At 73.3% G+C, this 17,483-nt stretch carries 15 protein-coding genes; 9 read left to right on the top strand and 6 right to left on the bottom strand.

All coding sequences use genetic code 11. The annotated features are described in order from the left end of the window. The first annotated feature begins 114 nt into the window (after positions 1-114). From QCN29_RS13830 to QCN29_RS13820, 3 genes are read left to right on the top strand one after another with little or no spacing between them, the layout of a single operon-like run. Positions 115-1,896: a glycosyltransferase gene (locus tag QCN29_RS13830; RefSeq protein ID WP_279928181.1), complete on the top strand. Its 1,782-nt coding sequence runs from the start codon at positions 115-117 to the stop codon at positions 1,894-1,896. Then, positions 1,893-2,453: a hypothetical protein gene (locus QCN29_RS13825; RefSeq protein ID WP_279928180.1), complete on the top strand. Its 561-nt coding sequence runs from the start codon at positions 1,893-1,895 to the stop codon at positions 2,451-2,453. Before QCN29_RS13830 ends, QCN29_RS13825 begins: the two co-directional genes overlap by 4 nt. Positions 2,454-2,456: 3 nt before the next feature. Beyond that, positions 2,457-3,506, top strand: a complete 1,050-nt coding sequence (locus tag QCN29_RS13820) for a glycosyl hydrolase (RefSeq protein ID WP_279928179.1) — start codon at positions 2,457-2,459, stop codon at positions 3,504-3,506. Between the two features lie 102 nt (positions 3,507-3,608). On the opposite strand, the gene QCN29_RS13815 is transcribed toward QCN29_RS13820, so the two are convergent. The 3 genes from QCN29_RS13815 to QCN29_RS13805 form a co-directional block, all read right to left on the bottom strand. Next, entirely contained in the window at positions 3,609-4,415 is an 807-nt protein-coding gene (locus tag QCN29_RS13815) for a polysaccharide deacetylase family protein (RefSeq protein WP_279928178.1), read from the bottom strand. Further along, complete coding sequence (locus QCN29_RS13810) at positions 4,412-5,689, bottom strand: glycosyltransferase family 2 protein (protein ID WP_398859199.1); 1,278 nt, start codon at positions 5,687-5,689, stop codon at positions 4,412-4,414. The genes QCN29_RS13815 and QCN29_RS13810 overlap by 4 nt, the downstream gene beginning before the upstream one ends. Positions 5,690-5,944: 255 nt before the next feature. Beyond that, a complete protein-coding gene (locus QCN29_RS13805; RefSeq protein ID WP_279928176.1) occupies positions 5,945-7,030 on the bottom strand; it encodes a GNAT family N-acetyltransferase in 1,086 nt (361 codons plus the stop codon). Between the two features lie 359 nt (positions 7,031-7,389). On the opposite strand from QCN29_RS13805, the gene QCN29_RS13800 reads away from it, so the two are divergent. The 6 genes from QCN29_RS13800 (at position 7,390) to QCN29_RS13775 (ending at position 13,548) form a co-directional block, all read left to right on the top strand. Beyond that, positions 7,390-9,321, top strand: a complete 1,932-nt coding sequence (locus QCN29_RS13800) for an ATP-binding protein (protein WP_279928175.1) — start codon at positions 7,390-7,392, stop codon at positions 9,319-9,321. After that, positions 9,318-9,770 (top strand): roadblock/LC7 domain-containing protein, encoded by a 453-nt coding sequence (locus tag QCN29_RS13795; RefSeq protein WP_279928174.1) that lies wholly within the window; start codon positions 9,318-9,320, stop codon positions 9,768-9,770. The genes QCN29_RS13800 and QCN29_RS13795 overlap by 4 nt, the downstream gene beginning before the upstream one ends. Beyond that, the gene (locus QCN29_RS13790; protein WP_279928173.1) at positions 9,767-10,165 is read left to right on the top strand and encodes a DUF742 domain-containing protein; all 399 of its coding nucleotides are present in this window, start codon (positions 9,767-9,769) and stop codon (positions 10,163-10,165) included. The genes QCN29_RS13795 and QCN29_RS13790 overlap by 4 nt, the downstream gene beginning before the upstream one ends. Continuing rightward, a complete protein-coding gene (locus QCN29_RS13785; RefSeq protein WP_279928171.1) occupies positions 10,143-10,865 on the top strand; it encodes a GTP-binding protein in 723 nt (240 codons plus the stop codon). The genes QCN29_RS13790 and QCN29_RS13785 overlap by 23 nt, the downstream gene beginning before the upstream one ends. Before the next feature lie 155 nt (positions 10,866-11,020). Beyond that, positions 11,021-12,241, top strand: coding sequence for a cytochrome P450 (locus tag QCN29_RS13780; RefSeq protein ID WP_279928169.1), 1,221 nt, complete (start codon positions 11,021-11,023; stop codon positions 12,239-12,241). A gap of 71 nt (positions 12,242-12,312) precedes the next feature. After that, positions 12,313-13,548, top strand: coding sequence for a cytochrome P450 family protein (locus QCN29_RS13775; RefSeq protein ID WP_279928244.1), 1,236 nt, complete (start codon positions 12,313-12,315; stop codon positions 13,546-13,548). A 152-nt stretch (positions 13,549-13,700) separates the two neighbouring features. On the opposite strand, the gene hutI is transcribed toward QCN29_RS13775, so the two are convergent. From hutI to QCN29_RS13760, 3 genes are read right to left on the bottom strand one after another with little or no spacing between them, the layout of a single operon-like run. Next, positions 13,701-14,903 (bottom strand): imidazolonepropionase, encoded by a 1,203-nt coding sequence (gene hutI / locus QCN29_RS13770; protein ID WP_279928167.1) that lies wholly within the window; start codon positions 14,901-14,903, stop codon positions 13,701-13,703. Further along, on the bottom strand, positions 14,900-16,264 hold the full coding sequence (locus QCN29_RS13765; protein ID WP_398859190.1) for a formimidoylglutamate deiminase: 1,365 nt from the start codon (positions 16,262-16,264) through the stop codon (positions 14,900-14,902). The genes hutI and QCN29_RS13765 overlap by 4 nt, the downstream gene beginning before the upstream one ends. Next, a complete protein-coding gene (locus QCN29_RS13760; RefSeq protein WP_279928241.1) occupies positions 16,255-17,445 on the bottom strand; it encodes an allantoate amidohydrolase in 1,191 nt (396 codons plus the stop codon). Before QCN29_RS13760 ends, QCN29_RS13765 begins: the two co-directional genes overlap by 10 nt. Between the last annotated feature and the right edge of the window lie 38 nt (positions 17,446-17,483).

Here is a 17,483-nt window from a genome sequence, read left to right as displayed (position 1 = left end):
CTTCACTCCTGCCCGTAACTGAAATCTGTGGGGGACATGTTGCACCAGCCAACCGATTCGGCCGGGAGAACCGCCACCGCCCCCGGCCGGCGGACCTCAAAGGACGACCCTGCGATGGATCTGGCCGATCTTCCGGCGTCCCCGGACCGGTCGGGCCGGTACCGGATGCTGGGCCTCGGCGGGCCCCTGGCCGCGGCGCTCGCCCTGTGGACGTATGCCGTCGTGCGCACCGACCCGGCCGATCTGGGCGACTTCGGACTCGCCGGGGCGCTGCCCCTCGCCTTCTGGCTCGGGCTCGCGGTGCTCGCCGCGGGCTTCTGGCTCTGTGTGCGCGACCCCCTGCGCCCGCACCGCTGGCCGCTTGCGTACACGCTCGGCCTGCTGCTGATGGAGCGGGCCACCCAGGCGCTGGTCTATCCGACCCCGCTGTACGCGTGGGCGTGGAAGCACGACGCGGTCATCGACCATCTGCTGACCGCGGGCGCGCTGGAGCGCGGCGCGGCCCTCGGCGACATGGCCGTGTACGACCAGTGGCCGGGCTTCTTCGCCGCACAGGCCGCGTTCGTCGAACTCACGGGTCTGGAGCAGGCGACGGCGTACATGGCCTGGTGGCCGCTGCTGTCCAGTCTGCTGCTGCTCGCGCCGCTGCTGCTGATCTACCGCACCTTCACCCAGGACCGGCGGCTGATCTGGACCGCGGTGTGGATCTTCTATGCCGCCAACTGGGTGGGGCAGGACTACTTCTCCCCCCAGTCCCTGGCGCTGTTCCTGTGCCTGAGCGTGCTGGCGGTCGTACTGCGCCGAGGCGTGCGCCCCCCGGCGGGCGGCCGACGCCGGGCGCTGCTGTGGACGGCGCTGCTCGTCCCGCTCACCTCCGCCCTCGTCACCGCGCACCAGCTGACGCCGGTGATGCTGGCCGCCGGACTGGGCGCGCTGTGTCTGACCCGGCGGTACCGCGACTGGGCCGCGCCCGCGGTGCTGCTGCTGGTGTTCCTGGCCTGGAACCTCACCGTCTCCCTGCCGTTCCTCCGCGAGGCGGTGCCCGAGATGGTGCGCTCCTTCGGCGATGTGGCGGGCAATCTGGAAGCGGGCTACGGCACCACCCCGACCGGGACGGGCCCGGTGCTGGTGTCCTGGGTGTCGCGGGCGCTCTCGGCGTCCGTGCTGCTGCTCGCGGCGTACGGGGCCTGGCGGCGCCCCCTGCTGAGGCGCCGGGCCACCGGGCTGCTGCTGTTGGCCGCCGTGCCGCTGCTGATGCTGGCCGCCAATGACTACGGCAGCGAAATGATCTTCCGGGTGCTGCTGTTCATGCTGCCCGGAGCGAGCTTCTTCGCCGCCGCCGCACTGCTGCCGGACGCCCGGCCGCCGGCGGCCGCGCCGGACGGCGGGGGGAGGCCGCTGCCGGTCAAGGGGTGGCGGTTCGGCGTGCTCCCGGCCGTGGCGCTGCTCGCGCTGACGGCCGCCTTCGTACCGAGCTACGCGGGCAAGGACCAGCTGAGCTACTTCCCTGAGCAGGAGGTGGCGCTGGTGCGGCAGCTGGTCGACGATGCGCCGGACGGCTCGCTCGTGGTGGCCGCGAACCGCAACTACCCGCTCGCCTACGACACGTACTGGCGCATCGACCACTACTGGTTCCTCGACGACGGCAGGAGCCATGTGGAGGCGGTCCTGAACGACCCCGCCGCCACCCTCGCCCGGGACATGTCTGCCGTCGAGCCGCCCGCACGCGGCTATCTGCTGCTCACCCGGGGCCAGATCGCCTATTCGGACGGCAACGGCATGCTCACCGCCGCCGAACTGCACCGCATCGAGACATCCGTCGCCGCCTCACCGCTCTTCGAGCGGGTGGCGCAGAACAGCGCAGGCGCCGTCTACGAACTCCGGAGGACCTCATGAGGACGCTGCCCACCGCCCGCAGAGAACCCGGCAGAGACGCCATGCGCAAGGACTCCCGGCCCGCCGGCCCCGGACGGGGCGGCCCGGCCCGCGTCGATCTGTCCCTGCGGCTGCTGCCGCCCGCCGCGGGGTGCTGCGCCCTCGCCGCCACCCTGCTGCCCGCCGCCACTGAGCTGCGCATCGCGCCGGTCGCCGTGTTCCTGCTCGCCGGGCCCGGCGCCGCGCTGGTGCGGCTGTGCAGACCCGTTCTCGCCCGCCATCAGGCCGTCCGCCCGGCCGAGAGCTGGGACGGCGGCTTCGAGCGGGACTCGCGGCGACTCGAGCAGCTTGCACTCGCCGTTTCACTGAGCGTGAGCGCTAGTGTCCTCTGTGCGACCGCGCTACTGGCCGTCGGGGCCTTCAGCGGGCTGCGCGTGCTGCTGCTGCTCACCGCGCTGACGGCGGCCGCCGCGTGCAGCCCGAAGCTGCGCGTCGCCTCGAAAACCGTGGACGTCCCCAAGCCCGCAGAGCCCACTGCCGTGCAGAAGAAGAAAAAGAAACCGAAGGGCGCACCTTAAGTGATGACACCCCGCCATGACCGGCTGCGGATGATCAGCGTGCCCGTGCTCCTCATCGCGGCGCTCCTCGCCGGAGTGCTCGCCGTGCAGAAGTCGCCCGGCTGGGACGACGGCGCGAACGGAGCCGACGGCACATGCGCTGCCGACGAGCGTCTGGTCCCGGAGTGCGGCGCGTGGTTCGGCGCGTACGTACGGCACGACAAGCCCGAACTGGAGGAGAAGGTCCTCGCCTACGAGGACCGGATCGGCCGCCGGCTCGACATCGTCTACACCTACCACGACATGTCCACGGACGGCCTCGAAGGGCAGCTGCTGACCGAGCAGGAGCGGCGCGTCGGCGAGGACCGCATGCTGCTGCTGTCCTGGGAGAGCAAGTGGTGGGGCGGCACGGCGGAGCAGCAGCCCAGCTGGTCGGAGATCGCCTCCGGCGCGCTGGACGAGACCGTCGTCGACGTCCAGGCGCAGCGGATCAAGGATTACGGGAAGAAGGTCTTCCTCTCCTTCGACCTGGAGATGGACACCCGCGTCCCGGACAACGGGACCACCGAGGAGTATGTGGCCGCCTACCGCCACATCCACGACCGCTTCCGCGAACTGGGCGTCGAGAACGTGGTGTGGACCTGGATCGTCACCGGCTACACGGGCCATGCGGAGCTGTTCCTGCGGCTCTACCCGGGAGACGCGTACGTCGACTGGATCGGCTACAACCAGTACAACTACTTCCGGTGCCACAAGACGGACTGGAAGACCTTCGAGGACACACAGCTCGCGACCCACGCCTGGATGCGCGAGAACATCTCCGACGCCAAGCCGCTGATGCTGTCGGAGTTCGGCACGGCGGACGACCCGGCCGCCCCCCGGGCCCAGGCCGAGTGGTACGCACAGGTGCCGCAGGTGGTGAAGCGACTGGAGGGGGTCAAGGCCGCGCTCCAGTGGAACTACCGCGACCCGGGGCCGAACTGTGATCTGTCGCTCGCCCGGGACTCGTCCTGGGCGGCGCTGCGGGAGGCGGTGGCGGACCCGTTCTTCCACCAGCTCCGACCGGCCCCGTAGCCGGGGCTCCGCCCACCGGGCCCCGTACTGGCGGGGGCTTTCGGAACTCCCCCGGCTGCCGCTGGGGGAGTTCACGGACTCGGCCGGACGCCGTACACGGCGTCAGCCCGCGAAGACGGGTCCTTTCAGCGCCGCGCGGGCCCGCCGGTACATCCGCCAGCCCACCGTCTTCGCCGAGTCGGGGAAGGGCGCGACGGGTGCCCCTTCACCCGCCATCCACCGTCCGACGTCGGCCGCGGTGTGCGTACGCCGGAGGATCAGCCGGGCGATCCGGTAGGTCTCGTCGCCCGCGGAGCTGAGTGCGTGCCGCACCGCGACGGCGGAGGCATAGCCCGCGTCCGCGGCGGCCCTGCGGACCGCACGGCTGTTGTAGCCGTGCGGGTACGCGAGGTGGGCGACCTCGTGGCCGAGGATCTGTTCCAGCACGGTCTTGGGCTCGCGCAGTTCGCGGCGGAGCCGGCCGGCGGACAGCGTGTCCAGCTGCGGATGGGTGTCGGTGTGCGCGCCGACCTCCATGCCGTGCTGCTCCAGCAGCGGCGCCTGCGACAGCGTCATCATCGGCGCGGGCGGCAGCAGACTGCGCCGGCCGGGAGTGATGGCCCCGGTGGTCAGATAGGCGGTGGCGGGCAGCGAGCGCGCGGCGAGCGCCTCCGCCGTGGGGCCGGGCAGATCGGCGAAGCCGTCGTCGAAGGTGAGGACCACCGGCCGGGACGGCAGCGGCCCGCCGCGGCCCGTCAGACAGCCCACGAGGTCGCCGACCGTCACCGCGGTGCGACCGCTCGCCGCGACCGCATCGAGCTGCGCCCGGAACTCCCCGGGGGACACGGTGAATTCGGCGATCCAGTCGGGCGGATCGTCCATGACCGCGTGGTAGAGCAGCACGGGGATGCACTCCTGGCGGTCCGTCATTTCTCCTCCCAGGGACGCGGCAGTCCACGGACCTTGCGGCGGGCCTTGACGTAGCCGAGGGGGCCGGCGAGCATGCCGCGCCGCTGCAGCCGGGAGAGGCTCGGCGGCCAGGCGTGGGCCTGCGTGCCATGCCGGCCGGGGACGCCCACGTTCCAGCCGTCCCCGCCGCCCCCGCCGTCGCCGGTCCGCGGCGCGGAGATGGAGCGGGCGTGGGCGAGGCCGCGCGGCAGCTTGCGCAGCAGCGCGGGCAGCAGGGCGGGGCGGCGGGCCAGGGTGGCCGCAAGATACGCCGTCAGACCCGCGCCGTAGCCGTACGCCTGGTTCTCCAGGTCCTGCCAGGACTCGCGGTGGTGGTGCCATACCAGGGCCTCGGGGCTGTAGCGCAGCCGGTGCCCGGCGGCCAGGATGCCGACGAACGCGTACAGGTCGTCGCCGCCCCTGGCGGGGGTGCCGGTGCCGGTTGCGGGGTCAAAGCCGCCGATGTCGCGCAGTGCGCGGGCGCGGAAGGCCATGTTGGCCCCGGAGCCGAAGCTGCCGGCGGTGAACGGGAACAGCGGTTCGCCGGCGGGCGGGCGCGCCGGGTCCCAGGTGCGGGCGGTGAACCCCTTGGCGAAGCCTCCGTGGCTCTCCAGCAGGATCTGGGCTCGGGTGCGCAGCCGGGCGGGGAGGATCAGTCCGGTGGTGCAGCCCAGGCCGGGGTCGTGGGCGAAGGGCATGGCGAGCGCGGTGAGCCAGTGCGGGTCCGCGACGACGTCGTCGTCGGTGAAGGCGAGGACCAGGCCGTCGGCGGCGGCGATGCCGCGGTTGTGGGCGGCGGCGAGGCCGGGCACGGGTTCACGCACATAGCGCACGCTGTCGGCGTACTTGTGCTCGATCAGATCCCGGGTGGCGGAGGTGACCGGGGCGTTGTCGACGACGACGATCCCGAAGTCGGGATGGTCCTGCGCCAGCAGCGAGTCCAGCGCCCGGGCCAGCTGGTCGGCGCGCTCCCGGGTGGCGACGATGACGCTGGTGCGCGGCGGCGCGACCCGCTGGGCGGGGGTGGCCGACCGGGCCGGGGGCCGGGCGGCGAGTCCCGCCCGGGCGGCGACGGCCACCGCGTCGCCCGGGTTCTCCCCCGGCCTGACCCGGCAGACGACGGTGGCGACGGGGCGGCCGCGCAGCCTCACCAGGGCGAAGACGTCGCCCGCTGGGACGGGCGGGCCGCCGAGGGCGGGCCCGAAGGAGAGCACCGCGCCGTCTGGCCCTTCCAGGTCCAGTTGGGCGACATGGATCTCGGACACGCTGCGTTCACCGTCGGGGCGGCCGGCGTCGTCGGTGTCGTCGGGGCGTTCGGTTCTGCCTGGGTTCCCGTCCGGGTTCCTGTCCGGGTTCTCTGGGCCATCCGGGCTGTCCGGGTTGTCATTCCTATTGCTCGGCATGCGGTTCCCGCCCCATTCGATCGGTACGTCCATCAGGCATGCTCATTCGGCTGGTCATGGCAGGCCGGTCGCTGCCGCCGGTCACGGCCGGCCCGCTCACGGGCGGTGTCAGCAGCGGCGGGCTCCCCGCAGCGCGCCCACCCGGTTCAGCGTCCGCTGCGCGAATCCGGACAGCCGGGGCCGTCCGCGCACGTAGTGGTGCGCCCGCCGCACCGGCTCCCGGTGCAGCCAGTGCACGACCGCCCCCGCTCCGGGCCTGGTCGAGGCCCCCTCGTACACCCGCAGCTCCCGCGTTTTCAGCGCGTCCTTGTACTCCGCCGCGCCACGGCCCAGATCGAGCACCCCGATGCCCTCCGCGGCGGCCGACTCCGCCATGCGCAGATGCAGGATCAGACCGGGCGAGTACCGGGCGAACTCCGGGTCGTATGCGGGGAACCAGCAGGACAGCACGGTCGCGGAGCGCAGCCCGAAGTGCGCGGCCACCGGCCGTCCTGCCACGTACAGCACGGACAACAGCCCGCGGCAGCCTCCCCCGCGGGTCTCGTGGAGCCGCTGCACCAGCGTGCTGATCCACTCCTTGGCGAAGCGGTCGCGCCGGCCGGTCCGCCGGTACTGGGCCGACTTCCACTCCATCAGCGTGCGCAGCGCGGCCGGGTCGGGCTCGTCGAAGACGAACCGGACCTCCCCCACGCGCCTCCCCAGCCTGCGCTCCTTGGCCAGGGTGGTCTTGAGGAACTTCGGCGATCGGCCGCGCAGCCCGGCCTCGTATGCCGCGTAGCCCGCGCGCACGTCGATGACCGGCGAGCCGAACTCCGCGGCCGCGGAGGGCTGGAACAGCGTCTGGCCCGCTTCGAGGTTGTCGTACTCCCAAGCCGACAGCGCGCAGGCGCGGAGCAGCTCACGTGAGGTGAGCGGGAGTCCTGGGCGGAGTATCGCGCCCTGGCAGTCCGACACCCCGAACCCGATGGCCCGGCCGCGGCCCAGCGGTCCTCGTTCGTACGGGAAGAACCCGGCGGGCTCCCCGTCCTGCCGCACCACCGCCACACGGGCCGTCGGCCGCACCCGGCCGACGGCGAGTGTGAACTCCGGCTCCATGAAGGGACTCGCGGACGCGCCGGAGCCGGCGCGCAGTTCCCGCCAGACGGCTATCTCCTCCCGGCCCAGCGCGTCGGGCCTGACGACCTGTACGCGCACCGCCTTCTCCGACTGTGCGCGTACCGGCGCATGCCTGTATGTCTGCACTCTGCTCAACACGACCCCCCGGTCTCCCCCTTGAGCACCCCTCACGGCAGCACGGACGGTACCGGGCCGAATACCGACAGGGTAGGGAGGAACGCACGTGTTGTGACCGTTCCGTGAAGTCCGGGAAAGCCGGGAGGAAGGTGATGTTCGAGAGACGCCTGGGGCTGGTGGGTGAAAGAGATTAGTTGGGAAGGGAGTTGGCCGACTGACATTCGAATACGACTGATTACTCTTAGGATTGGACCGTTCCAGTCACTCAAAAGAGTCCCGTCCTGAAAGGTCTGTCACTCCGTGGTCAACGTGAGGTATCCGTGCTGAGCGGGCCGAAGAGCAAACGGACGACCAAACAGGCGGTGTGGTGGGCCTCCGCCGTGCTGGCCGCGGCCGGAGCCGCGGTGGTCGCCGGCTGGGGAGACGGCACCGGCGCGGCGAGCGCGGCGGCCGGGTGGCGGCGGGCGCTGGCCGGCGTCTGCGCCGCGGGGCTGGTGCTGCTCGCGGCCTGGACGGTCCCGCTCGCCCGCCGACTGCGGGAGGAGCGCACAAGCCGGGCCCGCGACCGGCAGCTGGCCGCGGCCCGGGGGGCCGAAGTGGCTCATCTGGTCTCGGTGCGGATCCCGGCGATCGCCGAGCGGGTGCGCTCAGGGCAGCGGCTGGAAGGGGTGCCCGGGCCTCTCGCCCCGCCCGCCGACACCGGCGAGGAGTTCGCCCGGTCGATGGCCGCGGTGGTCGCGGCGCTCGGCTCGGACGAGGCGGTGCGGCGGGAGCGGGCGCTGCGGGACTCGGTGCAGGCGGCGTTCGAGTCGGTGGCCCGCACCATGCACGCCATGGCCACGGTGCAGCAGCAGGTCCTGGACCACGTCGAGCGGTCCATCGACGACCCCCGCCTGATGGCCGAGGTGATGAAGGCGGACCACGCCGCGGCGCAGATGACCCGCAAGGCGCAGACGCTGCTGGTGATGTGCGGCATCTGGCCGGCCCGCCGGGAGACCCGGCCGGTCTCCCTGTACGACTGCGTGCGCGGCGCGCAGTCCCGGATCGTGGAGTTCGGCCGTATCGAGGTGCACGGCGGCCAGACCCTGTACGCAGTGCCGCCTGCCGTCGAGGGCCTGATGCACACGATCGCCGAACTGCTGGAGAACGCCACGGTGTTCTCGCCTTCGCGTACCCAGGTCCAGGTCACGGTCCGGGAGGTGGGGGCCGGGGCGGTCGTCGAGATCGACGACGCGGGCCTGGGCATGCCGCCGGACGTCCTGGCCCAGGCTGCCGCCCAGCTCCGCGACGACCTCGACCTGGCCCAGCTGGGCGCGGTGCCCCGGCTGGGCCTGGCGTGCGTGGGCCGCTGGAGCCGGGAGCTGGGCTTCAATGTCGAACTGACCGGCGCCTCGGCCTACGGCGGCACCCGCGCGGTCACGTTCGTCCCGTACCGCCTGCTGACGGAACCGCTGTCCCAGACGACGGGACAGCACCGCGTACCGCAGCCGAACGACCGTCAGCCCCATGGGTACGGTCCGTCGCCGACGCCCGCGCCGGGCGTCCCGCTCAGCGACGCCGCGTCTCCGGCGGCCGCGGGCCAGACCGGCGCGTACGGCCCCCCGCCGTCCGCGGCGACCGGGCCCGGCGGGCCCGCGCACTACGGACACCACGCCTCTGCGGGCGCGCCTGAAGGGACCGGGCCGTACGGCCCCCACGGCCGTGCAGCCGGGCCCGCCCGGCTGCACGGCGGCCCGGAGACGGCCGGGTGGGAGCAGGCGGACGCACGCGGCCGCGGGCGGGACGGGTACGCCGACGGCGGGACGGGCGGCTCCGGGACGTACGGAGCTCCGACACAGGCACACCCGGGCAGCTCCGGGACGTACGGGGATCCGACACAGGCACACCCGGGCAGCTCCGGGACCTACGGGAATCCGACACAGGCACACCCGGGCGGCGGGTACACGGCGTCCGCCGAAGCCCCGGAACGCGGCGGGGCGCAGGAACCGTCCGCGGGCGCGCACCGCGCGGCGACGGCCGGTGGGCTGCCCCGGCGGCGCAGCCGGCGCGGGGCGTACTCGCCCTCCCCGCAGCAGACCCCGCAGGCGGCGGATGCGCCGTCCGCGGCCACACCCCCCGCTCCGCCTTCCTCCTGGACCCCCGAGGCCGCGCGCGCGTCCATCGCGAGCGTGGTGTCCGGGTCACGGCGCGGCCGCGCGGCCGTGGGAGACGAGACGGAAACACGCAACGAACACGATGGAGGCCGGTCGTGACCGGAACCATAACCAGACTCCCCGACCTGGGCTGGATGCTGCGCCCGCTGACCGAGATCCCGGGCGTGCGGCACGCCGTGGTCGTCTCCGAGGACGGGCTGCGCCTCGGGCACCTCTCCGCGGAGAACCTCTCGGGCACGGTCGCCGCCTTGAGCGTGGCGGAGGCGGAGTCGCTCTCCGCCGCCTGCGCCGCGATCACGATGACGGCGCGCTCCACCGCGTCGCTGGTGTTCGGCGGCGGCTCCGGGGTGCGGCAGCTGATGCTGGAGTCGGAGCACGGGTTCGTGCTCTTCACTCAGGCCGGCCTGGGAGCGCATCTGGGCGTGGCGACCGACACCGGGGCCGATGTCGGCCTGGTCGCCCAGCAGATGCAGCTCCTGGTGGCGAAGATCGGCGCGCATCTGAGCAGCCAGCCGCGAGATCAGGTGGCCCCGAGTCCGTCGTCATGAGCGACGGCTCCCCGTACCGCCCGGACGGCCAGGGCTTCCCGCCGTCCCCGGAGGGACGGACGACCTCGGCGGTACGCCCGTACGTGATCACCGGCGGACGGGCGGACGCCGGCGCCGCGCCGCTGTCCTGGGAGTCGCTGGTGATGGCCGCGGAGACGGAGATCCCGGCGACGCTCCAGCCGGAGCACCGGATGATCCTGGCGCACTGTCAGGGTCTGCTCTCCGTCGCCGAGGTGGCCGCACACCTGGGCCAGCCGCCCTCGGTGGTGCAGGTGCTGCTGGCCGACCTGCGTGCGTGGGGGCTGCTGGTGACCCGTCCGCCGATTCCGCCGGCCGAACGCGCCGATGTGAGCATGCTCAGAAAGGTCCTCCATGGCCTCGAAAGCCGTCTCTGACGCCGAAGCCCCGGGCATGGCCGGGGCGCCCGGAGCACCGGGCGGCCCCCGGTCGTCCGAGCCCCCCGGCAGTCGGCTGCCCCACGTCGCCGAAGGCGCCGGAAAAGGCGGCAAGTACGTCGCACCCACGGTCGCCGGCGCGGCCAAGATCCTGGTCGTCGGCCCGCTGGGCGTCGGCAAGACGACTCTTATCGGCACGGTCTCGGAGATCGAGCCGCTCTCCACGGAAGCGGTGATGACCCAGGCCGGCGCCCGCGTCGACACCGGCGGGGAGCGTACAAAGCGGACGACCACCGTCGCCCTGGACTTCGGCCGGATGACGCTCGGCGACGAGCTGGTGCTCTATCTCTTCGGAACGCCGGGCCAGCAGCGGTTCCTGCCCGCGTGGCGGGATCTCGCCAAGGGCGCGCTGGGCGCGCTCGCCCTGATCGACACCCGCGACCTGGCGGCGTCCTTCGACGCGCTGGGCAATCTCGAGGACCTCGGGCTGCCGTTCGCGATCGCGGCGAACGTGTTCCCCGGCAGCCCCCGGTACCCGGAGGACGAGCTGCGGCTCGCCCTCGACCTCCTCCCCGACACCCCGCTGGTGGCGTGTGACGCCCGCGAACACCGTTCCTCGGTCGAGGCGTTGATCGCCCTCGTACGCCATCTCATCGACACCGCCACGGTGACGACCCAGTCCTCGGAGCAGCCTCGATGACCCACCCCGGACCCTCCGGACCCTCCGGACCCTCCGGACCCTCCGGACCCTCCGGACCCTCAGTCCCCTCTGTCTCCCCCGTCTCCGCACCGTCGCCCGCGGGCCGATGCCCGGCGGCCACACCGCTGTACGGGCCGCACCTGGACGGCGACCGGATGCCCGCGCTGTACGAGGAGCTGCGCCGGGCGCACGGGCCGGTGGCCCCCGTGACGGTCGCGCCCGGGATCGACGCCTGGCTGGTGCTCGGCCACCATGAGCTGCTGCGGCTGACCCGCGAGGAGCAGGACTTCTCACACGATCCGCGCCGCTGGTCCCTGCTGCGTGAGGGTCGGGTGCCGGCCGACTCGCCGATTCTGCCGATGGTCGGCTGGCGGCCCGCGCTGCTGTTCGCCGACGGGCAGCAGCACCGCAGGATGCGTGCCGCGGTCTCCGATGCGCTGGCCCGCATCAACGGGCACGAGCTGCGGCGCAGCGTGCGGGCGACCGCGGAGCGGCTGATCGCGTCGTTCGGCCGGCGGCGGGAGGCGGACCTCGTGCCGCACTATGCGCGCAGGCTGCCGATGCAGGTGATCACCGGGCTGCTGGGGGTGGACGAGCGGACGGGGCAGCAGCTCGTCCAGGCGATTGCGGGGATGGCGGCCGCCAACGCGGACTCGGCGAACGCGAGCAAGCGCATGGGTGCGATCCTCCTCTCCCTGATCGAGGAGAAGCGCCGTCGGCCCGGCAACGACATCACGTCGGCGCTGTGTGCGCACCCGGCGGCGCTCACGGACGAGGAGGTGCTGCACAACCTGGTGGTGATGTTCACCGCGGGGAACCAGACGACCGTGAACTGGATCGCGACCACCCTGCGGATCCTGCTGTGCGACCCCGCCTTCCGGTCCTCCCTCACCGGCGGGCATCTGAGCGTGGACGACGCCCTCGACCTCGTTCTGTGGCGCTTCCCCCCGACGCAGAACTTCCCGGCCCGCTACGCCACCCGCGATCTGGAGTTCGGCGGGCAGGCCGTCCGGGCCGGCGACATGCTCATCCTCGGTCTGGCTGCGGCCAACCAGGATCCTCGGATCCTGCCGGCGGACGGCAGCCCGGTCGTCGGCAACCGTTCGCATCTGGCGTTCGGCGCGGGACCTCACACGTGCCCGGCTCAGGACCCGGCGCGGCTGATCACCCGTACCGCCGTGGACACCATCCGGCACCGGCTGCCGGACATGGAGCTGGCGGTGGACGAGAGTGAGCTGGCCTGGATCAAGTCGCCCTGGAGCAAGGGGCTCGCGGCCCTGCCGGTGCGTTTCACGGAACCCCAGCTGCCACCGTCCCCCTCCGACGCCTCCGCCTCATCCCTCTCGGTTTCCTCCGCCGCATCTCCCTCAGTCTGACCCCGGCAACAGTCAGGAGAGCCACGTTGAACAGCTCGCATGTCACGCAGCACGGCACACACGCCCATCGGATGGACCCGGGCGGCGGCTGCCCGCACGCGGACAACGCCCGGCTGCTCGCCGCGGGCGCGGCCGTCACGCCCGTCGTCCTGCCGGGCGAGGTGGCGGGGATGGCGGTGCTCGGCCATGACGCGCTCAGGGAGTTCCTCGCGCACCCCGATGTGGCCAAGGGAGCCGAGCACTTCACCGCGCTGCGGGAGGGGGAGATACCCGACGGCTGGCCGCTGAAGACCTTCGCCACCGTGCAGGGGATGACGACGGCCGACGACGCGGACCACCGGCGGCTGCGGTCGCTGGTGAGCAAGGCGTTCACGGCGCGCCGGGTGGAGGAGCTGCGGCCGCGGATCGAGACGGTGACCGAGCAGCTGCTGGACGCCCTTGCCGACGCGGCGGCGCACGGCGACGGCGTGGCGGATCTGCGGAGGCACTTCGCACTGCCGCTGCCGATGGGGGTGATCTGCGAACTGCTCGGCGTGGACGCCGAGCACCAGGACCGGCTGCACCATCTCTCCAACCAGATCGTGGCCACCGACATCGGCCCCGAGGAGGCGATGGCGGCCAACCGGGAGATGGTGGCCGTGCTGAGCGCGGTCGCGGCGGGCCGGATGGAGAACCCGGGCGACGACCTGACGAGCGCGCTGATCGCCGCCCGTGAGGAGGACGGCGACCGGCTCAGCCCCCAGGAGCTGCTCGGCACCCTGATGCTGATGATCATCGCGGGCCATGAGACGACCCTGAACCTGATCACCAACGCCGTGCGGGCGCTGTGCGGCCACCGGGAGCAGCTGGAGCTGGTGCTGGCGGGGAAGGCTGGCTGGGGGGACGCGGTCGAGGAGACGCTGCGCTGGGACAGCCCGGTGAGCTACTTCCCGTTCCGGTACCCCACCCGGGATCTGGAGCTGGCCGGGACGGTGATCCCCAAGGGGACGCCGGTGCTGGCGGGTTACTCTGCCGCGGGCCGGGACACGGCGAGCCACGGCCCGGACGCCGCACGCTTCGATGTGACGCGCGGGGCGCGAGGGGCCGGGGCGCGCCATCTGTCGCTGGGGCACGGCCCGCACTACTGCCTGGGCGCGCCGCTGGCCCGTATGGAGGCGACGATCGCGCTGGAGCGGCTGTTCACCCGCTTCCCGGAGCTGGACCTGGCCGTGCCGGAGTCCGAACTGCCCCGGCACGCCAGCTTCGTGGGCAACAGCGTGCACCGGCTCCCGGTGCGGCTCAGCCGCGCCCCGAAGGGGCGCGGATAACGCGTCCGGCGCGGCTCGGCAGCACCCTGGAAGGGGCGGCGGGGCCGTACCGGCATGCGGCTCCGCCGCGTGGGCGCGACCAGCCGCGGCGGAACCCGCACACGCCGACGGCCGATCACGCCACGCCCCACGGGCCCTTATGCGTTCAGCGCTCAGCGCCTGCGCACGCCCCGCTGCCAGACCGCGTCGACCAGCGGGACACCCGGACGGTAAGCCAGGTGCACATGGCTGGGCGCGTCGAGGAGTGCCAGGTCGGCGCGGGCGCCGGGGGTGATGCGGCCGACGTCGGTACGGCGCAGCGCGGCCGCTCCGCCGGCCGTGGCGGACCAGATCGCCTCGTCCGGGGTCATGCCCATGTCGCGTACGGCGAGCGCGATGCAGAAGGGCATGGAGGAGGTGAAGGACGAGCCGGGGTTGCAGTCCGTGGACAGGGCGACCGTCGCACCCGCGTCGAGGAGACGGCGTGCGTCGGGCCATTCGGCGCGGGTGGAGAACTCCGCGCCGGGCAGCAGGGTGGCGACGGTCGCACTGCCCGCGAGCGCGTCCACGTCCTCGGCGGTGAGGTGGGTGCAGTGGTCGGCGCTGGCGGCGTCGAGTTCGACGGCGAGCTGGACGCCGGGCCCGTACGAGAGCTGGTTGGCGTGGACGCGGGGGGTGAGGCCCTTCGCCTTGCCCGCCGTGAGGATCCGGCGGGCCTGGTCGCCGTCGAACGCGCCCTTCTCGCAGAACACGTCGACCCACCGGGCGTGGGGGGCGCAGGCGTCGAGCATCTCGCCGGTGACGAGGCCGACATAGCCTGCGGGGTCGTCCGCGAAGTCGGGCGGGACGATGTGCGCGCCGAGGAAGGTGACCTCCTCGGTGTGGCGGGCGGCGATGCGCAGGGCGCGGGCCTCGTCCTCGACGGTGAGGCCGTAGCCGGACTTGGTCTCGAAGGTGGTGGTGCCCTGGCGCAGCGCCTCGTCGAGGTAGCGGACGAGGTTGGCGTCGAGCACGTCGTCGGCGGCGGCGCGGGTGGCTGCGACGGTGGTGCGGATGCCGCCCGCGGTGTAGGAGCGGCCGGACATCCGGGCGTTGAACTCCCTGGTGCGGTCGCCCGCGAAGACCAGGTGGGAGTGGGAGTCCACGAAGCCGGGGATCGCAGCGCGGCCGGCTGCGTCGACCCGGTTGTCAGTGGCGGGTGCTTTGCTTGACTCGCCGACCCAGGAGACGCGGTCGCCGTCGATGACCACGGCTGCGTCCTGGATCAGGCCGAGGGAGGTTCCGTCACCCAGGGAGGGGTCGTTGGTGACCAGGCTGGCGATGTTGACGATGGCGGTGCTGCTGGTGCTGGTGGGGCGGGTGCTGTCGGCCGTCAAGGCGTTGCTCCTCGGGGGCGGGTGTCGTGCAGCGCTGCGATCGAGTCCGTCAGGGCCGCCGGGACGTCGGGGACGCGCGCATGGGTTCCGTCGCGGACCACATGGCGGCCGGCCACGACCGTATGGCGGACATCCGCCGCGGAGGCGGCGAATACGGCCGTCTCGGCTCCGAGTCGCGGCGGCGGTCCCGCCGTTCTGACCGAGTCCAGGGCGACGGTCGTGAAGTCGGCGAGCGCGCCCTGCTCGATGCGGCCCGCGTCGGGGCGGCCGAGCGCGGCATGGCCGTCCTCGGCGGCGGCGCGCAGCAGCGCCGCCGCGGTCCAGTGGCCGCGGGTGCGGGTGCGCAGACGCTCGTTTAGCTCCATGGCGCGGGCCTCTTCGAAGAGGTCGACGACGGCATGGCTGTCGCTGCCGAGCGAGAGCGGGGAGCCCGCGCGCTGGAGTGCGGCGGCCGGGCCGATGCCGTCGGCGAGGTCGCGTTCGGTGGTGGGGCACATGCAGGTGCCGGCGCCGGCGCCGCCGAGCAGCGCGATGTCCTCGTCGGTGAGGTGGGTGTTGTGGACGCCTGTGGTGCGCGCGCCCAGTACGCCGTGGTCGGCCAGCAGCCGGGCGGGGGTGCAGCCGTGTGCGGCGAGGCACGCCTCGTTCTCGGCGGGCTGCTCCGACAGGTGCACATGCAGCGGGGCCCCCCGCTCCTCGGCCCAGCGCGCCACCGTCGCCAGCTGCTCGGCGGGCACGGCGCGCACGGAGTGGACGGCCGCCCCGATCCGCACGTGATCCCGGTCCTTGAGAACTGAACAGCGTTCGGCCCACGCCTCCGCGGTGCCGTCGGAGAAACGCAGCTGGTGCTCGCCGGGCGGCTGCCCGAAGCCGGAGGACAGGTAGCAGGTGTCGAGGAGGGTGATCCGGATCCCCGCGTCGGCGGCGGCCTCGATGAGCGCCTCGCCCATGGCGTTGGGGTCGGCGTAGGGGGCCCCGCCGGGCGCGTGGTGGAGATAGTGGAACTCGCCCACGGCCGTGATCCCGGCGAGCGCCATCTCCGCGTAGGCCGCCCGCGCGAGGGCGAAGTACATGTCGGGCGTCAGTCGCGACGCGATGCGGTACATGGTCTCGCGCCAGGTCCAGAAGGTGCCGGACTCGGCCTGGACGGCGCCGCGCAGCGCCCGGTGGAAGGCGTGGCTGTGGCTGTTGGCCAGACCGGGGAGGGTGAGCCCGCGCAGCACCTCCGCTCCGGGCGGCGGGGCCGGCGTCTCCTTGTGCAGGGCCGCGATACGGCCGTCCGCCGCCTCGAGCAGCACGCCCGGCTCTACGGCGTCGCCGAGCCAGGCGTGTTCCAGCCAGTACGTCGTCGTCAGCGGCACGCCAGGCCCTCCAGCACGTCGGCGAGGGCGAGCACCCCGGCTGCGCAGTCGTCCTCGGCGGCGAATTCGGCCGGGGAGTGGGAGACGCCGGTGGGATTGCGGACGAAGAGCATCGCGGTCGGGATCGAGCCGGACAGGATGCCCGCGTCATGGCCCGCGCCCGTGCCGAGGAGTGGCACGGCCCCGCCCAGGATCTTGCCGAGCTCGTCGCGCAGGGCGTGCTCGAACTCGACCACGGGAGTGAAGGACTCGCGGACGACGTCGAGATCGACGCCGTCCCGCTGCGCGCGCTCGCGGGCCGCGGCCTCCACGGCGGCGACGACGGTGTCGAGGGCGTCCTGGTCGGCGGCGCGGGAGTCGAGCCAGCCGCGGACGAGGGACGGGATGGCGTTGACGCCGTTCGGTTCGACGGCGACCTTGCCGAAGGTGGCGACGGCGCCGGCGAGTTCTGCCTCGCGGCGGGCGGCGAGCACGGTCTCGGCGTAGGTCAGCATCGGGTCGCGGCGGTCGGCGAGCCGGGTGGTGCCCGCGTGGTTGGCCTCGCCGCGGAAGTCGAACCGCCAGCGGCCGTGCGGCCAGATCGCGGAGGCGATGCCGACGCGGTCGCGGGTGAGATCGAGGGCGCGGCCCTGTTCGATGTGCAGCTCGACGAACGCTCCGATGCGGCCGAGGCGTTCGGGGTCGGGCCCGATGGCGTCGGGGTCGTGTCCGGCGGCCTCCATGGCCTGCGCGAGGCGGACGCCGTCCGCGTCGCGCAGGGCGTGGGCTGCCTCGCGCGTGAGCTGCCCCGCCGTGAGCCGTGAGCCGGTGCAGGCCAGCCCGAAGCGGGCGCCTTCCTCGTCGCCGAAGTTGGCCACGGCGACGGGCCTGTTGAACGTCACGCCTCTGCCGCGGAGTTCGTCGAGCGCGGCGAAGGAGGAGACGACGCCGAGCGGGCCGTCGAAGGCCCCTCCGTCGGGCACGGAGTCCAGATGCGACCCGGTCACGACGGCGTCTCCGGCTGCGGGGTCCCCGAGCCAGGCCCACTGGTTGCCGTTCCGGTCGACCTCGTAGACGAGCCCCCGCGCCTCGGCCTGCTCCCGGAACCACGCCCGGCACTCGGCATCGGCGGCCGTCCACGCGTACCGGCGGTACCCGCCGCTCTCGGCGCTGCGTCCGATCCCCGCGAGGTCGGCCCACATCTCGTGGAACGAGCTCCCCCGCCCGCCCGCCGCGGATG

Source organism: Streptomyces chengmaiensis (assembly GCF_029846775.1).
Lineage (GTDB): Bacteria > Actinomycetota > Actinomycetes > Streptomycetales > Streptomycetaceae > Streptomyces > Streptomyces chengmaiensis.
The sequence above is the reverse complement of the archived record's forward strand: the minus strand, read 5'-3'. Positions and strand labels throughout refer to the sequence as shown.